This window comes from Pseudomonas sp. SDO524_S393, assembly GCF_054071875.1.
This window is the reverse complement of the sequence record NZ_JBSVVZ010000100.1, coordinates 1-16,668: the sequence shown is the minus strand read 5'-3', so window position 1 is coordinate 16,668 and position 16,668 is coordinate 1. Positions and strand designations below refer to the sequence as shown.

Genomic DNA, 16,668 nt, shown 5'->3' with positions numbered 1-16,668 from the left:
GTTCAGCTGAAATATCTGTGGCTGACAAACCGCATTCGCGAGCAAGCCCGCTCCCACATTTGTACTGCCTGCATTTAGATAGAACTTCTCAAGTCTCACTCCCCTCATACCTGATAAGCCCATCGCCCCGGCACGCCCATGGACCTTGTCATCGCCCGCCCCGAAGGGCTCTACTGCCCCGCCGGAGATTTCTATATCGACCCATGGCGCCCGGTGGAGCGCTCCGTCATCACCCACGCCCACGGCGATCACGCCCGCACCGGCAACCACCACTACCTGGCGGCGGCGCCCGGCGAAGGCATCTTGCGTTCGCGACTGGGCCAAGACATCAACCTGCAAACCCTGGCCTACGGCGAGCGACTGCTGCACCACGGCGTCACCCTGAGTTTCCACCCCGCCGGACACGTGCTGGGCTCAGCCCAAGTGCGCCTGGAATACCAAGGCGAAGTCTGGGTCGCCTCGGGGGATTACAAGGTCGAGCCCGATGGCACCTGCGCGCCCTTCGAACCAGTGCGCTGCCACACCTTCATCACCGAATCCACCTTTGGGTTGCCGATCTACCGCTGGCAACCCCAGGCGCAGATTTTTGCCGGGATCAATGACTGGTGGCAGGCGAACATCGCGGCCGGTAAAGCCAGCGTGTTGTTCTGTTATTCCTTCGGCAAGGCCCAGCGCATTTTGCATGGCATCGACGCCGGTATCGGCCCGATCCTCAGCCATGGCGCAGTGGAACCACTGAACCGGGTATACCGTGAAGCCGGGATCTATATCCCCGAAACCCTCTACGCCGGTGACTTCAAGAAAACCGATCCCTTGTTGCGTCAGGCCCTGATCATCGCGCCGCCCTCCGCCGGCGGCGGCAGTTGGATACGTCGCTTTGGCGACTACAGCGACGCCTTCGCCAGCGGCTGGATGCGCTTGCGCGGTACCCGGCGTCGGCGCGGGGTCGATCGAGGGTTTGTGCTGTCGGACCACGCCGACTGGCCTGGCCTGCTGTGGGCCATCGAACAGACCGGCGCCGAACGGGTGATGGTCACCCATGGCTCCGTCGGCGTGCTGGTACGCCACCTGCGGGAAAAAGGCCTGGATGCCCAGGGCTTCACCACCGAATACGGCGATGACGAAGAAGAGGCCATACCATGAAGGCCTTTGCCGAGCTGTACGCCAACCTCGACGCCACCACTTCCAGCAACGCCAAACTGGCAGCGTTGCAAGCCTACTTTGTGCAAGCACCGCCGGAGGACGCCGCGTGGGCGGTGTACTTTTTGTCCGGCGGTCGCCCCCGGCAATTGGTACCCACCCGTTTGCTCAGGGACATGGCCACCGAAGCGTCCGGCATCGAACCGTGGCTGTTCGAAGAAAGCTACCAATCGGTCGGTGACCTGGCCGAGACGATTTCCCTGCTGCTGCCGGAATCCACCTACACCTCGCAGGATGGGCTGGCGCTGTGGCTGGAGGAAAAACTCCTGCCACTGCGCGGCCTGTCGCCCCTGGATCTGGCAGAACGACTGCCGGCGCTCTGGGCACAGCTGGATCAACCCAGCCTGATGGTGTGCATCAAGCTGATCACCGGCAGCTTTCGCGTCGGCGTGTCCAAACTGCTGGTGACCCGTGCGCTCGCCGCCCTGGCCAACCTCGACAGCAAACGGGTGGCGCAGCGCCTGGTGGGCTACACCGATCTGTCCAACCGGCCGACCGCCGAGGGCTACCAGCGGCTGATCGCGCCCGAATCGTCTGACGAGCACGCGCAACGGGGCGGTCAGCCCTATCCGTTTTTTCTGGCGCACGGCCTGTCACAGCCTGTGGAGCAATTCGACGCCTTGCTTGGCGACCCCACCGACTGGCAGGTGGAATGGAAGTGGGACGGTATCCGCGCGCAGTTGGTCAAGCGCGACGGTCACCTGTGGGTCTGGTCCCGGGGGGAAGAGCTGGTGACCGAGCGTTTTCCCGAGCTGCACAGCCTGGTCAATGGCCTGCCCGACGGTACGGTGATCGATGGCGAAATCGTCGTGTGGAAAGACGCGGTGCAGCCATTCGCCCTGCTGCAACAGCGGATCGGTCGCAAGACGTTGAGCAGAAAGGTACTCGACGACGCGCCGGTCGCCGTCCTGGCCTATGACCTGCTGGAATATCGGGGTGACGATTGGCGCAACCGGCCCCAGGCGCAGCGTCGCCTTCAACTTGAGCAAGTCATTGCGCAGTGCAACCAGCCGGTGCTGATCCCGTCGCCGCTACTGACGGGCGACACCTGGCAGGCTTTGGCGCAACAGCGCGAAGCCTCTCGCAGCCTCGGCGTGGAAGGCATGATGCTCAAGCACCGCCAAGGCCTCTACGGCGTGGGCCGCACCAAGGACATGGGCCTGTGGTGGAAATGGAAAGTCGATCCCTTCAGCGTCGACGCCGTGTTGATCTACGCCCAGCGCGGCCATGGTCGTCGCGCCAGTCTCTACAGCGACTACACCTTTGCCGTGTGGGATGGCCCGTCCGGCACGGAACGCACGCTGGTGCCCTTCGCCAAGGCGTATTCAGGGCTGACCGATGAAGAGATGCGCAAGGTCGACGCCATCGTGCGCAAGACCACAGTGGAAAAATTCGGCCCGGTGAGCAGTGTGACGCCGAGCATGGTGTTTGAGCTGGGGTTCGAGGGAATTGCCCTGTCCAAGCGGCACAAAAGCGGGATCGCGGTGCGGTTCCCGCGGATGCTGCGCTGGCGACAGGATAAGACGGTGGAGGAAGCCGACAACCTTGGAACGCTACAGGACCTCCTGACTTGACACTTATCCACATTTTGATCCTCGCCAACCCCAAAATAGTGCACTGATTTTTCAGTGCCCATTTTCGGGCGTCCTCTACACTCAAACCGCCCTCTTCCCACCTTTTAAAACACTCATTCGGAACTATGGTGCAGAAATTGCTACTAGTGACCCGTCTGACACCGTTCAGTAACAGTCTTAAACGCGCCACAAGCGCTTATCTTGGTTTCCAGGGATTACATAATGAAAAAAGCATTGCTGACCCTTTCTGCACTGGCTCTGTGCATGGCCGCAGGCGTTGCCACGGCCAAGGAATACAAGGAATTGCGTTTTGGTGTCGATCCTTCCTACGCGCCGTTCGAATCCAAGGCCGCCGATGGCAGCCTGGTGGGCTTCGATATCGACCTGGGCAATGCGATCTGCGCCGAGCTGAAGGTCAAGTGCAAGTGGGTCGAAAGTGATTTCGACGGCATGATTCCGGGCCTCAACGCCAACAAGTTCGACGGCGTGATTTCCTCGATGACCGTGACCGAAGCCCGTGAAAAGGCGATCGATTTCTCCAGCGAACTGTTCTCCGGCCCGACCTCCCTGGTGTTCAAAAAAGGCGCGAACTACTCCACGCCTGAATCCCTCAAGGGCAAGTCGGTGGGTTACGAGCAGGGCACCATCCAGGAAGCCTACGCCAAGGCCGTACTGGACAAGGCCGGTGTGACCACCAAGGCCTACGCCAACCAGGATCAGGTGTACGCCGACCTGACCTCCGGTCGTCTGGACGCGTCCGTGCAGGACATGCTGCAAGCCGAGCTGGGTTTCCTGAAGTCGCCAGCCGGTGCCGACTATGAAGTCAGCAAGGCTATCGACGACCCATTGCTGCCGTCCAAAACTGCGGTCGGTATCAAAAAAGGTAACAAAGACCTCAAGGCGTTGCTCGATAAAGGTATCAAAGCGTTACACGATGATGGCACCTACGCCACTATCCAGAAAAAACACTTTGGCGATCTGAACCTGTACAGCGGTAAATGACACCCTGGCGCCCACCTGCCCGGGTGGGCGCTTTTTTATCGCCATAGGTCCTGAATTCATGTTTGAAGATCTTTTACAAACCCTGGGGCTGGGTGCCTTCAGTTTGAAGGGGTTCGGTCCGCTGTTGCTGCAGGGTACCTGGATGACCGTCAAGCTGTCGGTCGCATCCCTGGCCGTCAGCGTTCTGCTGGGCCTGCTCGGTGCCAGCGCCAAATTGTCCAGCCTGCGCCTGTTGCGCATCCCCGCCCAGCTCTACACCACCCTGATTCGCGGCGTGCCCGACCTGGTGCTGATGTTGCTGATTTTCTACAGCCTGCAAATCTGGCTGACCGGTTTGACCGACTTCATGGAATGGGACTACATCGAAATCGACCCATTCAGCGCCGGGGTCATCACCCTGGGCTTCATCTACGGTGCCTATTTCACCGAGACCTTCCGCGGCGCGATCCTCGCCGTGCCCCGTGGCCAACTGGAGGCGGCGACCGCCTACGGCCTCAAGCGCGGGCAGCGGTTCCGCTATGTGACCTTCCCGCAGATGATGCGCTTTGCCCTGCCGGGCATCGGCAACAACTGGATGGTGATGCTCAAGGCCACCGCACTGGTCTCGATCATCGGCCTGGCCGACCTGGTCAAGGCCGCCCAGGATGCCGGCAAGAGCACTTACCAACTGTTTTACTTCCTGGTGCTCGCCGCGTTGATCTACCTGTTGATCACCAGCGCGTCCAACTTTGTCTTGCGCCGGCTTGAACGTCGCTACTCCGCCGGGTCCCGGGAGGCCGTGCGATGATCGAACTTCTGCAGCAATACTGGCGACCGTTCCTGTACAGCGACGGCCAGCACATCACCGGGCTGGCGATGACGATGTGGCTGCTCAGCGCCTCGATCTTCATCGGCTTTTTGGTGTCGATCCCGCTGTCCATCGCCCGCGTGTCACGCAACCCTCTGGTGCGCTGGCCGGTGCAGTTCTACACCTACCTGTTCCGCGGCACACCGCTCTATATCCAATTGCTGATCTGCTACACCGGGATCTACAGCATCGCGGCGGTCCGCGCGCAACCGGTGTTGGATGCATTCTTTCGCGATGCCATGAACTGCACCATTCTCGCGTTCGCCCTCAACACCTGTGCCTACACCACCGAGATCTTCGCCGGGGCGATTCGCAGCATGGCCCACGGCGAGGTCGAGGCGGCCAAGGCCTATGGCCTGACCGGCTGGAAGCTGTATGCCTACGTGATCATGCCCTCGGCATTGCGCCGCTCGTTGCCCTACTACAGCAACGAAGTGATCCTGATGCTGCACTCGACCACCGTGGCCTTTACCGCGACCGTGCCGGACATTCTCAAGGTTGCCCGGGACGCCAACTCGGCCACCTACATGACCTTTCAATCATTCGGCATCGCTGCCCTGATCTACCTGAGCGTGACCTTTGCCCTGGTCGGTCTGTTTCGTCTGGCGGAGCGCCGCTGGCTGGCCTTTCTCGGGCCGAGCCACTAAGGAGTCGTGATGCGTCATCAGGTACATGATCTGATCGCGCCAGTGCCAGGAACGGCACGGCAGATTCACAGTTTCCACTTCGGGCCGGAACAGGCCTCGGGCAAGGTCTACATCCAGTCGTCGCTGCATGCCGATGAATTGCCCGGCATGCTGGTGGCCTGGCACCTGAAGGCACGCCTGGCACAACTGGCGGCTGCCGGCCGCTTGCGCAGCGAGATCGTGCTGGTGCCCGTCGCCAACCCGGTGGGTCTGGAGCAGGTGTTGATGGATATCCCCCTGGGCCGCTACGAGCTGGAAAGCGGCCAGAACTTCAATCGCTGGTTCGTGGACCTTAGCGACGAAGTCGGCAACCAGGTCGAGAACCTGCTGGGGGATGATCCGCAGCGCAACGTCGAGTTGATCCGCGCCGCACTCTCCAACGCCCTGGCCGCGCAGAGTGCCGACACCCAGTTGCACTCCCAGCGCCTGGCCCTGCAACGCCTGGCCTGCGACGCCGACATGGTGCTGGACCTGCATTGCGACTTCGAAGCGGTGGCTCATTTGTACACCACGCCCGAAGCCTGGCCGCAGGTGGAGCCGTTGGCGCGCTATATCGGCGCGGAAGCCAGCCTGTTGGCCACCGATTCGGGCGGGCAATCCTTCGATGAGTGTTTCACCCTGGTGTGGTGGCAGTTGCAACAGCGCTTCGGCGAGCGCTTCCCGATTCCCATGGGCAGCTTTTCGGTGACCGTCGAATTGCGTGGCCAGGGCGACGTCAACCATGGCCTGGCCAGCCTCGATTGCCAGGCGATCATCGATTACCTGATTCACTTCGGGGCGATCGCCGGCGATGCGGCGCCCCTGCCCGACCTGCCATACCCGGCCACCCCGCTGGCAGGCGTGGAGCCGGTGGCCACGCCGGTCGGCGGCCTGCTGGTGTTCAGCGCCCTGCCGGGGGAATACCTGGAGGCCGGGCAATTGGTCGCCGAAATCATCGACCCCATTACAGACCGCGTAACGCCCGTGCACTGCCGCAAGGCCGGCCTGCTTTACGCCCGCTCGCTGCGACGCATGGCCACTGCCGGGATGGTCATCGGCCATATCGCCGGCACCGAAGCCTACCGTAGCGGCTATCTACTTTCGCCTTGAGGATGCAAGCCCCATGTACAAATTGACCGTTGAAGGCCTGCATAAAAGCTATGGCGACAATGAAGTGCTCAAAGGCGTCTCGCTCAAAGCCAAGACCGGTGACGTGATCAGCCTGATCGGCGCCAGCGGCTCGGGCAAGAGCACTTTCCTGCGCTGCATCAACTTTCTGGAAACTCCCAACGACGGCGCCATGACCCTGGATGGCCAGCCGATCCGCATGGTCAATGACCGCCACGGCATGCGCGTGGCCGACGACGCCGAACTGCAACGCCTGCGCACGCGCCTGGCGATGGTGTTCCAGCATTTCAACCTGTGGAGCCACATGAGCGTGCTGGAAAACATCACCATGGCCCCGCGCCGGGTGCTGGGCTGCAGCAAGAAAGACGCCGAAGAGCGTGCCCGTCGCTACCTCGACAAAGTGGGGTTGCCCGCACGGGTGGCCGATCAATACCCGGCGTTTCTGTCTGGCGGGCAGCAACAGCGGGTCGCCATCGCCCGCGCGCTGGCCATGGAGCCGGAGGTGATGCTGTTCGACGAGCCCACCTCGGCCCTCGACCCGGAACTGGTGGGCGAAGTGCTGAAAGTGATCCAGGGGCTGGCCGAGGAAGGCCGCACCATGATCATGGTCACCCACGAAATGAGCTTCGCGCGCAAGGTGTCCAGCCAGGTGTTGTTCCTGCACAAGGGCCTGGTGGAAGAACAAGGCGCGCCGGAGGATGTGCTGGGCAATCCGAAGAGCGAACGCTTGCAGCAGTTCTTGAGCGGCAACCTCAAGTGAAGGTGATGTGAGCCCGGAACGTGTGAGGCGTACGCCGGGTTTCCAGACGCCAACCGGCATGGGTACAGGCGCGGGAAACGATCTCCAGACCGAAGCCGAAACCGGGTGAAGTGACGTGCTCTACCCGGTTATTGAGGATCACCAGACGCTGCCCGGTGAGGATCACGCGGATTTTGCCGGCCCCATGCTGAACCGCGTTGCCGAGCAGGTTCTGCACCACGCTGCGGGCAATGGCCTCATGGGTGCGCACGGTAATCGTCGAAGCGCCGACAAACAACCGTGTGCCGGCCGCCAACGGGTAAAGCAGTTGATGTTTTTCGATTTGCTCGGTGACCACAGCGACCAGGTCGACGGGCTCATGGGGCAACTGCCGGGGCTCACGGGCCAGGGACAAAAACAATTCGATCGTCATTTTCATCCCGGCCAGCGCCCCCTCCATGCGTTGCAGGCTGCGCATGGACTTTTCTGTGTTGCAGCCGGGTAAACGCAGGATCGCTACACAGTTGTTCAAGATGCTCAAAGGCGTGCGTAGCTCATGGCTGACGTGTCGGGTAAACGCCTGCTCGCGCAGCAGCGTGCGATGCTGTTGGGCGACCAGCGATGAGAGCGTGCGGCTCAGGGTGCCGATTTCGTCCTGGCGGTGGAAACCACTGAAGCCCGGCGGCCCGGGCACGCTGCCCGCCACTTCCGCCGCCAACTGGCTGACCGGCCGGGCAATCGCCCGGGCAATGGTCACCGCCAGGATGGCACCGAGGATCAGGATCAGCCCGGCAACCGCGCACAGCAGCCCGAAGACCTGTGCACGATAACCTTCGGTCTGGCTGAGCCTGGACTCATTCAGCACCAGTACCAGCAACGCCGATTCGCCCTCCACGGCACTCACCAGCACATGCACATCCCCATCAGCGATTTCATGATGCCCCTCGGGCAGATTCCGGGCGGCGTCGGGCAGTGCGATGTCCGTCGACCAGTAACCTTTCAGGTAGATCGCATTGGGCATGGCTGTGGCGCCCCCCAATTGCGCGTATTTGTCCTGGAACGCTTCGGCTTCCAGGTTCAGGTAGCTGGCCACGATGTAATCCTCGGTGACAGCGACCGCAAGCCAGATCAGCAGGCTGTAGAACCCGGTGATCAACGCCATGAACGGCAACAAGGCGTAAAGGATGCGTGCGAAGAAGGAATCAGTGGGGAATAGCAAGGCGATACCCTTTGCCGTGAACGGTCTTGATCAAGTCGTTACCGTAAGGTTTGCCCAGGTTTTGCCGGAGCCGGTAAACGTGCGTGCGCAAGGCATCGCTGTCCGGTGGATCACCGTCGGGCCATAGCGCGGTCTCGAGCTTGCGTCGGCTGAGCGGTTCGGGGGCGACATCGGCCAACAGGTTCAACAGGTTGAACTGAAGCGCTGGCAACACCGTGGCGACGCCGTTGTGGCACAACGACTGCGTGGCCGGGTCGATCACGAGATCGCCGACTTGCCTTGGGCTGCTTCCCCTGCGGGGCACGCCCCGGCGCATCAATGCGCGGATGCGCCATATCAATTCCTGAGGTTCGAAGGGCTTCACCAGGTAATCGTCGCCCCCGGCCTCATAACCCTCGGCCTTGTCGGTCAGGGCGTCCCGCGCGGTCAGAAAGATGATCGGGGTTTCATTCTGCTCGCGGCGCAATTGGCGGCAGGTGTCAAAACCGCTCATCCGGGGCATGGCGACGTCCATCACAATAAGGTCGTATGCCTGCTGGCGGACACGTTCAAGGCAACTTCGTCCGTCATGGGCGAAGTCCACTTCATATCCCAACTCGCCGAGATAGTCCCCCAACGACCCGGCCAACTCACTATCGTCCTCCACCAATAGTATTTCCATAAAACAAACTCCCGATTCACACAAACAATTAAGACAAATCCTTCAACAAAAACAAAAAACACCAACAAGATAAATAACTCTTTTCAGCGTGACATTTGATTCACATTTCATCCTATACATTCTGGCGATGCAAAAGATACTTCAACTATTAATTCGTTACTTGAGCGCGGGCTTTATCGCCACGTGTGTTCACTTCATGGTGTTCGTGAATTTATTGCCTGATTACGGCCCGGCACTGTCAACGTTTTGCGCGGCGATCACAGGCGCCTTAGTGGCCTACGGACTATCAAGGTATTGGGTGTTCGCCCAACGAGCCTGTAATGATCGACGTTTTTTCATAACGGCCGCCAGCCAGGTTCTAACCAACACTCTTATTGTCGCGCTACTTGCCAGGTTGGGCGCACCGGCCCAACTTGCACAACTGGTCGCCCTGGCAACCGTGACCACTCAAGGCTTCATGTTCAATCACTTATGGGTATTCAAACATGACATCAAACGCACACCTCAGCCGTGATGCCACGCCCGATATCAAACTGACGATACTTGTCCCCTGCTTTAATGAACAATGCGTCATTCTGGAATTTCATTCGCGCCTGATGGCCGTGATCGAGCGATTAGACACACCCACTGAAGTGCTGTATGTCAATGATGGAAGTCAGGACCGGACCGCTGCACTCATCGATCATTTTTCCCAGAATTCACGGGTAAGGAGCCTGCACCTGAGCCGCAACTTCGGCAAGGAAGCGGCCATGCGGGCGGGCCTCAACAGCATCGCGGGCGGTGCCGTGATCATCCTCGACTGCGACCTTCAGGACCCGCCGGAACTGATCCCGCAGATGGTGCAGGAATGGCACCGCGGTTACGAAATCGTCAACATGCAACGCCGTTCGCGGCACTGCGACTCCTGGGTAAAACGCGCGGCCGCACAGCTTTACTACGCGACGATGGACCAACTTATCGACGACTTCGAGGTACCTCAGCAAGTCAGCGATTTCAGGCTGATCGGGCCCAATGCCCTGACGGCCATCCAGGCCATGGATGACAACGCCGGGGTACTCAAACTGCTGGTCAGCTGGCTCGGCTTTCCCAGCATCGAAGTCAACTACGACCGCAAACCGCGCCAGGCGGGCGGGACCAAGTGGACCTCCGTGTCCTTGCTCGACCTGTGTGCCAACTCGATTCTCGCGTTCTCCACCCGCCCGTTACGCCTGTACAGCTATCTGAGCACCGCAAGCTTTCTGCTCGGCACACTGTGGGTCGCCTTGACCGCAGCGTTCGGCGAGTTGACCCACGAACACCTGCTGGTGCAATCGATTCTGCTGCTGTGCCTGGGCACCGCCGTGATTGGCGAATATGTCGGCCGGGTGCTGACGGTGGTGAGCCCGCGGCCCAACGCTTTGCATAAGCCCAAACAACCGTGAACCCAGGCATGAAGGTGATCGTCATGAACCCATCCGTGTCCATACGCTTGCTCTGGGGAATCCTGTTGACGGTGCTGCTCGTGCGCCTGGGGACACTGGGGCTGTATCCGATCATGGATACATCGGAAGCCCGTTATGCGGAAATTGCCCGCAAGATGGTGGTATCCAACGACTGGATCACGCCCATGTTCGACCACGGCGTGCCGTTCTGGGGCAAACCGCCATTGTCGTTCTGGACACAGGCCCTGAGCATGAAGGTGCTCGGCATCAACGAGTTCGCCAGCCGCTTTCCCACCTGGCTGCTGCATGTCGCCAGTTGCGCGCTGATCGTGAACTTCGCTTGTCGGGAGCGGGGCCTGCGGGTCGGGTTGACGGCTGCGATCATCTATTCGACGTGCTCGCTGGGTTTTCTCTCAAGCGGCGCCGTGTTGACCGACGGCGCGTTGGCATTCGCTCTTTTGCTCGCGCACCTGGGCCTGTGGCGCGGCCTGGCGCACGCCGAGCGTGGCTGGGCCCTGGCCGGTTTTTTCGGGCTGGGCCTGGGCCTGCTGGCAAAAGGGCCATTGGCGCTGGTACTGATTACACTGCCTGCCGCGCTCTGGCTGGCGATCACCGGTCACTGGCGAAGGTTGCTGTCACTGCCCTGGGTGCCCGGCCTGGCGTTGATGCTTATCGTCGCCCTGCCCTGGTATTGGCTGGCGGAGCGCAAGACTCCGGGATTCCTGGAATACTTTATTGTCGGCGAACATTTCAGCCGTTATTTCATCAGCAGCTGGCAGGGTGATCGCTACGGCAGCGCCCACGCCGAGCCGTTGGCGATGATCTGGGTACATCTCCTGGGTGGTTTTTTACCCTGGACATTTTTCTTGCCATTACTGGTGAAGTGGCGTGCCTCACTGTATGCCCAGCGCGAATACTGCATCTTCCTGCTGGCGTGGGCGATATCGACACCGCTCTTCTTCACCCTGTCCACCAACATTCTGTGGACCTATGTACTGCCGGCGTTACCGGCCTGGTCAATCCTGCTGGCCGATGCCATCAGCCAGAGGGTACGCGCAGTGGTCATCGCCGCCATCGCACTGACACTGCCGGTGGCAGGGTACGCGATGATCCTCGGCGACAAAGTGTCGGAACGCCCACAGAATCAGAAAGACATCGTGACGTTGTGGAAGACACAACAAGCGGCAGCACCGGGCGACCTGATCTACGCAGGCTCACGCTCCTATTCGGCGGAGTTCTACAGCAGCGGCTGGGCGCGCCATCTCAAACAGCCGCAACATTTGCCGGTGTCCGAAGCTTTTTATCTGGTCAGACGCTCGACCGACAAGCCGCTGAATCTGCCGGCGTCCATCAATTGCCGGACAGTGGGGCAAGCCAACACCTCCGAACTGCGCTATTGCAGCGTCGGGTCGCAATAACCGTTTAAACCTTTGCCGTGCCTGGAAGGTCTGTGGAATAGGCCCTCCAGAGTACCGACAGCGGCATGGCAACATCGCGCAACTTCGCCAACACATGGTTTGCCGACAACGGCTGGAAACCCTTCACCTTTCAAAAGGAGGTATGGGCGGCGGTCAAGGCAGGCCACTCGGGGTTGCTGCACGCCAGCACCGGCGCGGGCAAGACCTACGCCCTGTGGTTTGCCGCCCTCAATCGTTTCGCAATCACCCGCCCTCCAGCGACCGGCAAACGCCAGCCGCCCGCCGAACCCCTGACGGTGCTGTGGATAACACCCATGCGTGCCCTCGCCGCCGACACGGCCCGCGCTCTGGAGGCACCGCTGGCGGCCTTGCAGATTCCGTGGAGTGTCGGCCTGCGCACCGGCGACACCAGCAGCAGCGAACGCGCCCGCCAGACCCGGCGCCAACCCACCGTCCTGGTCACTACCCCGGAAAGCCTGACCCTGATGCTCGCGCGTGCCGACAGCCAAGTGAGCCTGGCGCAGGTGCGCATGGTGGTGGTCGATGAATGGCATGAACTGATTGGCAACAAGCGCGGCGTGCAGCTGCAACTGGCGCTGGCACGCTTGCGGCGCTGGTACCCGGAACTGATGGTGTGGGGGATTTCCGCGACGCTGGGCAATCAGTCCCATGCCCTCGAGGTGTTAGTCCCACAAGGCGGCGGGATCAACGTGCAAGGGCAAACGGCCAAGCGCCTGGAAGTCGACACCTTGCTGCCGGCTGTCGCCGAGCGTTTCCCCTGGGCCGGGCATATTGGTTTGAAGATGCTGCCCCAGGTGATCGTCGAAGTGGCGGCGAGTCGCAGTTGCCTGGTGTTCACCAATACCCGGGCGCAGTCGGAAATCTGGTACCAGGCGCTGCTGGAAGCCCGCCCGGATTGGGCCGGGTTGATTGCCTTGCACCATGGCTCGCTGTCACGGGAAACCCGCGACTGGGTTGAACGGGCCTTGAAGGAGGGGCAATTGAAAGCCGTGGTGTGCACCTCGAGCCTGGACCTGGGGGTGGACTTTCTGCCCGTGGAGCGCGTCTTGCAGATTGGCTCGGCCAAGGGCGTGGCGCGGCTGATGCAGCGCGCCGGACGCTCCGGGCATGCGCCGGGACGTCCGTCCCGGGTGACGCTGGTGCCGACCCACAGCCTGGAGTTGGTAGAAGCCGCTGCGGCCCAGGACGCGATTGCACAACGTCGCATCGAAGAGCGGGAATCACCCCACAAGCCGCTGGATGTGCTCGTACAACATTTGGTCAGCATGGCCCTGGGCGGCGGGTTCACGCCTGACGCGTTGCTGTCGGAAGTACGCAGCGCCTGGGCCTATAAAGACCTCACCGATGAGGACTGGGCCTGGGCGCTGGGTTTTGTGCGCCATGGCGGGCTGTCGCTGACGGCCTATCCGGACTATCGCCGCGCAGAGCCCGACGAACAGGGAGTCTGGCGCGTTCCGGATGCCCGGCTGGCACGTCGTCATCGCATGAGCGTGGGCACGATTGTCAGTGACGCCAGCCTCCAGTTGAAATTCTGGAGCAAGGGCGGCGGCGGCAAAAACCTGGGCAGTGTCGAAGAGGGCTTTATTGCACGCCTTAGGCCCGGCGATGGTTTTTTGTTCGCCGGGCGCCTGCTGGAACTGGTGCGCGTGGAAAACATGACCGCCTATGTACGCCGCAGCACCGCCCGCAAAGCCGCCGTGCCGCGCTGGAATGGCGGGCGCATGCCGCTTTCCAACGAGCTGGCCCAAGCAGTGGTCGAACGTCTGGATGCGGCGGCGCACGGGCAGTACGACGGCCCGGAAATGCAGGCGGTGAAACCTTTGCTGCAGACTCAGTTACGCTGGTCCGGCCTGCCGACCCGCGATCGCGTGCTGGCCGAAACCTTGAAATCCCGGGAAGGCTGGCACTTGTTCCTCTACCCCTTCGCCGGACGCCAGGTGCACCTTGGACTGGCAAGCCTGTTGGCGTGGCGGGTCAGCCAGCAACAGCCGGTGACCTTCTCGATTGCGGTGAATGACTACGGGCTGGAATTGTTGAGCGCGACAGCCCTGGACTGGTCCGCTTTATTGAACGAGGCGCTGCTGAGCCCGGCGAACTTGTTGGCCGATGTGGTGTCCAGCCTCAACGCAGGGGAACTGGCCCTGCGCCGCTTTCGGGAAATTGCGCGCATTGCCGGGCTGGTGTTCGCCGGATATCCCGGCGCACCCAAGAGTACGCGCCAGGTGCAGGCGTCCAGCGGGTTGTTCTTCGAAGTGTTCAAACAGTACGACCCGCACAACCTGTTGCTGACCCAGGCCGGGGAAGAAGTCCTGCGCGATGAGTTGGATATTCACCGTCTGGAAGCGAGCTTGCGCCACCTGTCGGCGCTGCAACTGGACTTGCATGAAATCGAACGCCCTACGCCATTGGCGTTTCCACTGCTGGTGGAGCGGATGCGCGAAAGCATGAGTTCGGAAAAACTCTCGGAACGCATTGCGCGGATGGTCAAGGATCTGGAAAAGGTCGCGGATAACGGGAAACGCTGATGCATCACACCGTGCGGGTGGAAGGCGAGGAACTATGGCTGCTGGCGGATAAAGCCGTGTATTGGCCCGCCCATCATTGCCTGTTGATCGCCGACGCACATTTTGGCAAAGCCTCGACCTATCGAAGCCTGGGCCAACCGGTGCCGCAAGGCACCACCGAGGCGAATCTGCAACGGCTGGACCGATTGTTGTCGACGTTCGCGTGCGAGCACGTCATTTTCCTCGGCGACTTCCTGCATGGCCCAGGCTCTCTCGGCCATGGAACGCTGAGTGCCTTGCGTGAGTGGCGCGAACGTCATTCCGGCCTGCGCCTGACGCTGATCCGCGGCAATCACGACAAGCGCGCCGGCGACCCGCCTGCGGAGTTGAACATCGACGTGGTGGCAGAGCCGCTGCTGATGGGTCCTTTTGCCCTGCAACATGAACCGCTGGCCCATGCCAGCCATCATGTACTGGCCGGGCACGTGCATCCGGTGTATCACTTGCGCGGCAAGGGCCGACAGCGCCTGCGCCTGCCCTGCTTCCAAATCGGAACACGGGTCAGTCTGTTACCCGCATTCGGGGCGTTTACCGGAGGGTATGCGGTGCACCAGGACGACGACCGCCGAGTATTCGTGATCGGCGATCAAGCCGTCTGGCCAGTGGGTTAGGTATCAGGCGACGGGAGCGGGCGGTGGCTCGTCCGGCAATGTCGGTTCACCGGGCTCTGTGGGCTGTTGCGGCCAGTCTTCATCGGGCTGACCGGGGATGCCGCCCGCATGGGCAGGATCTGCCATCAGGGACCAGGCCAGAACGCCAATCTGGTTGGGTTCGAGCCGGGCAAGTTCGGCGCTGATTCGCGGGTCGAGTTTCATAGGGTACTCCTCAAGCGTGGCTCGGCGCGTTGTGCACGCACCGAGGCAGTACACCCAATAGAGTGCCTGCCCGCTGACAAATTCCCTTGGTGTGTAGGAGCTTTCGATCAAGCGCGCGGCAAGGTCACGCCGCGTTGGCCCTGGTACTTGCCACCACGGTCCTTGTAGGAAACTTCGCAGGCCTCATCGGACTGCAGGAACAACATCTGCGCCACGCCTTCATTGGCATAGATCTTCGCCGGCAGGGTGGTGGTGTTGGAGAACTCCAGGGTCACGTGGCCTTCCCACTCAGGCTCAAGGGGGGTCACGTTGACGATGATGCCGCAGCGAGCGTAGGTGCTTTTGCCGAGGCAGATGGTCAGCACGTCGCGGGGAATGCGGAAGAACTCCACGGTGCGCGCGAGGGCAAATGAGTTCGGCGGGATGATGCACACGTCGCTCTTGATATCGACGAAGCTTTTTTCGTCGAAGTTTTTCGGATCGACGGTCGCCGAATTGATGTTGGTGAACACCTTGAATTCATCGGCGCAACGCACATCGTAGCCGTAGCTGGAAACACCGTAAGAGATCAGGCGCTCGGCACCTTCGCCGCGTATCTGACGCTCCACGAAGGGTTCGATCATGCCGTGCTCTTGCGCCATGCGGCGAATCCACTTGTCCGATTTGATGCTCATGGCGGGTGTCCTGAATAGCGAGGTGGAAAAATTCTGTGGGGCATCTTACCGGGGCCAGCCCCGGGGTTCAAAGGGCGCGGGTCTTTTCTTGATGAATGCCCGAGCGGCTATAAGCCACGGCCAGCGGGGCCGGGACCCTTGCTGCAGGCGGTGGTGACCGTAAATACCACCGCCAGTCACGAAAATGGAGAAACCTGCGGAAATACCATTGGCACGTCCCGGAAAAAGGGTTAAGGTGGCGCCACTGTGCTGCTTGTGTCACTGAGAATCTCTACACGATATGTTGAATTTCGATCCAACCGTCTCCAAGAATTTTTCCTGCTCTTTGCACTCAGTCTCGGCCAGGGCTTTTCCTGAGTCGCAGTTAACTTTGTCCAAGGAGATACACCATGTCTAATCGCCAAACTGGTACCGTTAAGTGGTTCAACGATGAAAAAGGCTTCGGCTTCATCACTCCACAATCCGGTGACGACCTGTTCGTTCACTTCAAAGCTATCCAATCCGACGGCTTCAAAAGCCTGAAAGAAGGCCAACAGGTTTCTTTCATCGCTACCCGCGGTCAGAAAGGCATGCAAGCTGAAGAAGTTCAAGTTATCTAACTTGTACTGACTTTAGTCAAAAAGACCCCGCCCTTAAAAGCGGGGTTTTTTTATGTCTGCAATTTATGCCGATCGTTCCCACGCTCTGAACTGACCCCCAAAGGCTGGACACAACCTTTGG

17 protein-coding genes are annotated in these 16,668 nt (G+C 60.8%); 13 read left to right on the top strand and 4 right to left on the bottom strand.

The window, feature by feature from the left end; all coding sequences use genetic code 11:
* The first annotated feature begins 138 nt into the window (after positions 1–138).
* The 7 genes from ACW9IB_RS27675 to ACW9IB_RS27645 all read left to right on the top strand — a co-directional run bounded on the left by ACW9IB_RS27675 (position 139) and on the right by ACW9IB_RS27645 (position 7,176).
* Positions 139–1,143: a ligase-associated DNA damage response exonuclease gene (locus tag ACW9IB_RS27675; protein ID WP_457416441.1), complete on the top strand. Its 1,005-nt coding sequence runs from the start codon at positions 139–141 to the stop codon at positions 1,141–1,143.
* Positions 1,140–2,774 carry an ATP-dependent DNA ligase gene (locus ACW9IB_RS27670; protein WP_457416439.1) on the top strand — a complete coding sequence of 545 codons (1,635 nt, stop codon included), beginning with the start codon at positions 1,140–1,142 and terminating at the stop codon, positions 2,772–2,774. The genes ACW9IB_RS27675 and ACW9IB_RS27670 overlap by 4 nt, the downstream gene beginning before the upstream one ends.
* A gap of 222 nt (positions 2,775–2,996) precedes the next feature.
* On the top strand, positions 2,997–3,776 hold the full coding sequence (locus ACW9IB_RS27665) for a transporter substrate-binding domain-containing protein (protein ID WP_110623489.1): 780 nt from the start codon (positions 2,997–2,999) through the stop codon (positions 3,774–3,776).
* Between the two features lie 58 nt (positions 3,777–3,834).
* Positions 3,835–4,563: an ABC transporter permease gene (locus tag ACW9IB_RS27660; RefSeq protein ID WP_457416437.1), complete on the top strand. Its 729-nt coding sequence runs from the start codon at positions 3,835–3,837 to the stop codon at positions 4,561–4,563.
* On the top strand, positions 4,560–5,270 hold the full coding sequence (locus ACW9IB_RS27655) for an ABC transporter permease (RefSeq protein ID WP_457366417.1): 711 nt from the start codon (positions 4,560–4,562) through the stop codon (positions 5,268–5,270). The genes ACW9IB_RS27660 and ACW9IB_RS27655 overlap by 4 nt, the downstream gene beginning before the upstream one ends.
* A gap of 9 nt (positions 5,271–5,279) precedes the next feature.
* Positions 5,280–6,398, top strand: coding sequence for a succinylglutamate desuccinylase/aspartoacylase family protein (locus ACW9IB_RS27650; protein ID WP_457366418.1), 1,119 nt, complete (start codon positions 5,280–5,282; stop codon positions 6,396–6,398).
* Positions 6,399–6,411: 13 nt separating this feature from the next.
* The gene (locus ACW9IB_RS27645) at positions 6,412–7,176 is read left to right on the top strand and encodes an ABC transporter ATP-binding protein (RefSeq protein ID WP_457366419.1); all 765 of its coding nucleotides are present in this window, start codon (positions 6,412–6,414) and stop codon (positions 7,174–7,176) included.
* Here ACW9IB_RS27645 and ACW9IB_RS27640 read toward each other — a convergent pair.
* Both ACW9IB_RS27640 and ACW9IB_RS27635 read right to left on the bottom strand, forming a co-directional pair.
* Positions 7,169–8,374, bottom strand: a complete 1,206-nt coding sequence (locus ACW9IB_RS27640; protein WP_457366420.1) for a sensor histidine kinase — start codon at positions 8,372–8,374, stop codon at positions 7,169–7,171. The two genes, ACW9IB_RS27645 and ACW9IB_RS27640, sit on opposite strands and share 8 nt — an antisense overlap.
* A complete protein-coding gene (locus ACW9IB_RS27635) occupies positions 8,358–9,035 on the bottom strand; it encodes a response regulator transcription factor (RefSeq protein WP_457366421.1) in 678 nt (225 codons plus the stop codon). The genes ACW9IB_RS27640 and ACW9IB_RS27635 overlap by 17 nt, the downstream gene beginning before the upstream one ends.
* Before the next feature lie 127 nt (positions 9,036–9,162).
* Between ACW9IB_RS27635 and ACW9IB_RS27630 the strand changes: the two genes are divergently transcribed.
* The 5 genes from ACW9IB_RS27630 to pdeM all read left to right on the top strand — a co-directional run bounded on the left by ACW9IB_RS27630 (position 9,163) and on the right by pdeM (position 15,070).
* On the top strand, positions 9,163–9,549 hold the full coding sequence (locus ACW9IB_RS27630) for a GtrA family protein (protein ID WP_457416435.1): 387 nt from the start codon (positions 9,163–9,165) through the stop codon (positions 9,547–9,549).
* On the top strand, positions 9,521–10,456 hold the full coding sequence (locus ACW9IB_RS27625; protein ID WP_457416433.1) for a glycosyltransferase family 2 protein: 936 nt from the start codon (positions 9,521–9,523) through the stop codon (positions 10,454–10,456). The genes ACW9IB_RS27630 and ACW9IB_RS27625 overlap by 29 nt, the downstream gene beginning before the upstream one ends.
* A gap of 23 nt (positions 10,457–10,479) precedes the next feature.
* Entirely contained in the window at positions 10,480–11,874 is a 1,395-nt protein-coding gene (locus ACW9IB_RS27620) for an ArnT family glycosyltransferase (RefSeq protein WP_457416430.1), read from the top strand.
* Between the two features lie 65 nt (positions 11,875–11,939).
* Positions 11,940–14,420, top strand: coding sequence for a ligase-associated DNA damage response DEXH box helicase (locus ACW9IB_RS27615; protein WP_457416427.1), 2,481 nt, complete (start codon positions 11,940–11,942; stop codon positions 14,418–14,420).
* Entirely contained in the window at positions 14,420–15,070 is a 651-nt protein-coding gene (gene pdeM, locus ACW9IB_RS27610) for a ligase-associated DNA damage response endonuclease PdeM (RefSeq protein ID WP_457366426.1), read from the top strand. The genes ACW9IB_RS27615 and pdeM overlap by 1 nt, the downstream gene beginning before the upstream one ends.
* A 3-nt stretch (positions 15,071–15,073) precedes the next feature.
* Here pdeM and ACW9IB_RS27605 read toward each other — a convergent pair whose 3' ends face one another.
* Both ACW9IB_RS27605 and dcd read right to left on the bottom strand, forming a co-directional pair.
* The gene (locus ACW9IB_RS27605; protein ID WP_457366427.1) at positions 15,074–15,274 is read right to left on the bottom strand and encodes a hypothetical protein; all 201 of its coding nucleotides are present in this window, start codon (positions 15,272–15,274) and stop codon (positions 15,074–15,076) included.
* Positions 15,275–15,381: 107 nt separating this feature from the next.
* Positions 15,382–15,948, bottom strand: a complete 567-nt coding sequence (gene dcd, locus ACW9IB_RS27600) for a dCTP deaminase (RefSeq protein ID WP_457366428.1) — start codon at positions 15,946–15,948, stop codon at positions 15,382–15,384.
* A gap of 389 nt (positions 15,949–16,337) precedes the next feature.
* Between dcd and ACW9IB_RS27595 the strand changes: the two genes are divergently transcribed.
* Positions 16,338–16,547: a cold-shock protein gene (locus ACW9IB_RS27595; protein WP_002554837.1), complete on the top strand. Its 210-nt coding sequence runs from the start codon at positions 16,338–16,340 to the stop codon at positions 16,545–16,547.
* The last annotated feature ends 121 nt before the right edge of the window (positions 16,548–16,668 follow it).

What these genes read in the sequence shown, in the direction of transcription:
- ACW9IB_RS27675 (WP_457416441.1), top strand. Translation starts at nt 139, where the DNA reads ATGGACCTTGTCATCGCCCGCCCCGAAGGGCTCTACTGCCCCGCCGGA.
- ACW9IB_RS27670 (WP_457416439.1), top strand. Translation starts at nt 1,140, where the DNA reads ATGAAGGCCTTTGCCGAGCTGTACGCCAACCTCGACGCCACCACTTCC.
- ACW9IB_RS27665 (WP_110623489.1), top strand. Translation starts at nt 2,997, where the DNA reads ATGAAAAAAGCATTGCTGACCCTTTCTGCACTGGCTCTGTGCATGGCC.
- ACW9IB_RS27660 (WP_457416437.1), top strand. Translation starts at nt 3,835, where the DNA reads ATGTTTGAAGATCTTTTACAAACCCTGGGGCTGGGTGCCTTCAGTTTG.
- ACW9IB_RS27655 (WP_457366417.1), top strand. Translation starts at nt 4,560, where the DNA reads ATGATCGAACTTCTGCAGCAATACTGGCGACCGTTCCTGTACAGCGAC.
- ACW9IB_RS27650 (WP_457366418.1), top strand. Translation starts at nt 5,280, where the DNA reads ATGCGTCATCAGGTACATGATCTGATCGCGCCAGTGCCAGGAACGGCA.
- ACW9IB_RS27645 (WP_457366419.1), top strand. Translation starts at nt 6,412, where the DNA reads ATGTACAAATTGACCGTTGAAGGCCTGCATAAAAGCTATGGCGACAAT.
- ACW9IB_RS27635 (WP_457366421.1), bottom strand. Translation starts at nt 9,035, where the DNA reads ATGGAAATACTATTGGTGGAGGACGATAGTGAGTTGGCCGGGTCGTTG.
- ACW9IB_RS27630 (WP_457416435.1), top strand. Translation starts at nt 9,163, where the DNA reads ATGCAAAAGATACTTCAACTATTAATTCGTTACTTGAGCGCGGGCTTT.
- ACW9IB_RS27625 (WP_457416433.1), top strand. Translation starts at nt 9,521, where the DNA reads ATGACATCAAACGCACACCTCAGCCGTGATGCCACGCCCGATATCAAA.
- ACW9IB_RS27620 (WP_457416430.1), top strand. Translation starts at nt 10,480, where the DNA reads ATGAACCCATCCGTGTCCATACGCTTGCTCTGGGGAATCCTGTTGACG.
- ACW9IB_RS27615 (WP_457416427.1), top strand. Translation starts at nt 11,940, where the DNA reads ATGGCAACATCGCGCAACTTCGCCAACACATGGTTTGCCGACAACGGC.
- pdeM (WP_457366426.1), top strand. Translation starts at nt 14,420, where the DNA reads ATGCATCACACCGTGCGGGTGGAAGGCGAGGAACTATGGCTGCTGGCG.
- ACW9IB_RS27605 (WP_457366427.1), bottom strand. Translation starts at nt 15,274, where the DNA reads ATGAAACTCGACCCGCGAATCAGCGCCGAACTTGCCCGGCTCGAACCC.
- dcd (WP_457366428.1), bottom strand. Translation starts at nt 15,948, where the DNA reads ATGAGCATCAAATCGGACAAGTGGATTCGCCGCATGGCGCAAGAGCAC.
- ACW9IB_RS27595 (WP_002554837.1), top strand. Translation starts at nt 16,338, where the DNA reads ATGTCTAATCGCCAAACTGGTACCGTTAAGTGGTTCAACGATGAAAAA.